3 protein-coding genes are annotated in these 1,926 nt (G+C 40.3%); all 3 read right to left on the reverse strand.

All coding sequences use genetic code 11. The features are described from left to right. Nucleotides 1–59 precede the first annotated feature (59 nt). From AWM68_RS13190 to AWM68_RS22145, 3 genes are read right to left on the reverse strand one after another with little or no spacing between them, the layout of a single operon-like run. Complete coding sequence (locus AWM68_RS13190) at nucleotides 60–1,010, reverse strand: ATP-binding protein (RefSeq protein ID WP_082820706.1); 951 nt, start codon at nucleotides 1,008–1,010, stop codon at nucleotides 60–62. Then, complete coding sequence (locus AWM68_RS13195; RefSeq protein ID WP_066242529.1) at nucleotides 892–1,779, reverse strand: hypothetical protein; 888 nt, start codon at nucleotides 1,777–1,779, stop codon at nucleotides 892–894. The genes AWM68_RS13190 and AWM68_RS13195 overlap by 119 nt, the downstream gene beginning before the upstream one ends. Before the next feature lie 27 nt (nucleotides 1,780–1,806). Continuing rightward, a complete protein-coding gene (locus tag AWM68_RS22145; RefSeq protein ID WP_419865588.1) occupies nucleotides 1,807–1,917 on the reverse strand; it encodes a DUF6906 family protein in 111 nt (36 codons plus the stop codon). Nucleotides 1,918–1,926: the final 9 nt, after the last annotated feature.

Here is a 1,926-nt window from a genome sequence, read left to right on the forward strand (position 1 = left end):
GTTTCAGCTGGAAAGAAGTAAATTCCATTTCCTAAGTAAGACCCCATATATTAAGCCCCCTAAGCTAATCGATAGTTTAAAAGCTTTCTATCTCCTTCAATGACAACGGTATAATCTTTACTCATCTGGTAGATGCGTGTTCCTAATGCCTCGTCAATATCTATGAGCTCGTCCACGTTCAGCTCAGAAGAAATGAGCATCGGCTTATGATTGAGATACCTGAAATTGATAACAGCGTAAATTTGCTCAATCTGCCACTCTGTTGCTCGTGGTTTACGTCTTCTGCCATCCTTCGAATCTGCTGTTACAGGTTTGAACAAATCATCGATGAAAAGTACATCCACTCTTTTCATGTTGCTTAGCTTTTCTTCCAAAAGATCAAAGTTATCTTTCAGATCATTGAATCCCTCGACAAAGGGAAAATAGAGTACGCTTACTTGTTTTTTGTGAATCAGATTATTAGCAATTGCGGTAAGCAAATGTGTTTTCCCACAGCCTGGCTGACCGAGTAAAGAGATACTGTTACATCGATCTCCTTTGATGCAGTCAAAATCTCTGTAATAATCAATAGCGCATTGATACGCTTCTTGAATAAGCTCATGCATTCCATCACGCTCAAAGTTTGAAAACGCCATTTTCTTAAATGCTTCAGTGATCTCACTGGATTTCATGATCTTTTGGATTTTTCTCGTTATGCTGCAGTCGCACCGTTGTGAAAATGTATCTCGCCATTCCCAAGCGTCTTTAGGATGACAGACAAGGCCAGAGTAAAATTCATCTTCCGTAACCATGCTCTCCGGTATTGAGGATTGTGTTTTTTCATCCTCAATCCACTTTGTATCCTTGTGGACCCGAAAGATCAGTATTCTCTTATCCTTGCATTTCAGGCATTCATGCTTCTGGCTTTCTTCTTCCGATCCGACCGACTTGTCCGCCTGTGACTGACTCTCGCTTTTTCGTCTGAGATCTTGCAGCACTTCCTGGATATCTGAGAATTTTGGTTTGCTCATTATTAGCCTCCTCTCTTGCTCGATTGCTATAAAAATTGGCGAGTATGACTTTTTTGCAATAACCGAAGGAGCTTATCTCATCTCCTGGATAACGAGGTTTATAATCAGCAAACGCTTGGTCTACACCGCGCAAAACCTCTTCAACTTCAACCCCTGCTGATAGAACCGCACTGATACTCTGGTAATCGGAGACCTTCGGAGCTTGTCCGGGTTTCCCGCGTATCACCATGTAGTATTCTGCTATGCGATCTACATTGTCGTATTTTTTAGGTGGTTCTTCTTTTTCTTCGCGCGTATCAACAACGACGTCTTTTATATCTTTTGATATATCTTTTAATATATCTTTATTAGATTGGACATTTTTGTCCGAGAGATTGGACATTTTCGCCGGGTCATCGGACATTTTTGTCCGTTCTCCTGTTTCAGAGTGGACATTTTTGTCCATTCTCTTTTTTATCTGTTTCTTCGAGTTTTTAACGGATAAAATCAAACCGTATGGAGCTCTTGTAATCTTTATATACTCATGTTGTTCAAGAGCTCCTAACCATCGTCTTACTGTCTTTTCGTTAACCCCAAATATTTCTGCAAGTTCAGGAATCTTCATTGGCTTATTTCCAAGAACGATGCCCCAGTTTACTCCGTCTCTTTCAACTTCTTTCGTCGTAGAGCTAACGCACCAGAGAAAAAGCCATATTGCTGATCCTATTTTGTTGTAGTGTTCCGGTTCTAATAACCCTGAATAAGTTGGAAAAGGGTAACTTTCGGGCATCGTATCCCCCCTTATACAGGAACTAAATTAAGCTGATATCACTCTCTTTGTTCCTTTTACTCGATGCACTAAATGAAATTCTTTCGCTACTTTTTTAAAGATCAACCACTCTTGAGGATTTAAACCGTTGTACTCGATGAGTGCTTG

Origin of the sequence: Fictibacillus phosphorivorans (genome assembly GCF_001619875.1) — a bacterium.
Classification (GTDB): Bacteria; Bacillota; Bacilli; order Bacillales; family Fictibacillaceae; genus Fictibacillus; species Fictibacillus phosphorivorans_B.